Origin of the sequence: Bifidobacterium sp. M0353 (assembly GCF_016100645.1) — a bacterium.
GTDB classification, from domain to species: domain Bacteria; phylum Actinomycetota; class Actinomycetes; order Actinomycetales; family Bifidobacteriaceae; genus Bombiscardovia; species Bombiscardovia choladohabitans.
In genome coordinates, this window is the sequence record NZ_JACFSB010000043.1 from 1 (window position 1) to 375 (window position 375).

General features: G+C 34.9%; 1 protein-coding gene. It reads left to right on the plus strand.

All coding sequences use genetic code 11. The features are described 5' to 3' along the window. A partial coding sequence (locus H3V04_RS08925; RefSeq protein WP_198188238.1) for a phage portal protein occupies positions 1-375 on the plus strand: 375 nt, incomplete at both ends.

A 375-nucleotide genomic window follows, 5' to 3' on the forward strand; every position in this document is an offset into this window, starting at 1 on the left:
CTTACTAATGAACTAGACATTAAAGATGCTTCTAATGATCTGACAATGTCAGCTTTGAAACAATCTGTAACTACACCTGGTATTTTAAAAGTTACAAAAAGTGCTTTATTAGACGAAAAAGACAAAGCTGCACGTTCTCGTAAATTTATTTGGCAATTACACCATAGTGATGGCGGACCAGCTGTTATTGATGATCTAGAAGATTATCAGCCGTTAGAAATAAAATCTAATATAGCTCAGTTGCTAAACCAGGTAGATTGGACTAGTAAGCAAATTGCTAAAGTATATGGTATTCCTGACAGTTATTTAAATGGTCAGGGCGATCAACAATCAAGTTTGAAAATGATGGGCAGTCAATATGCGCAAGCTCTAAAT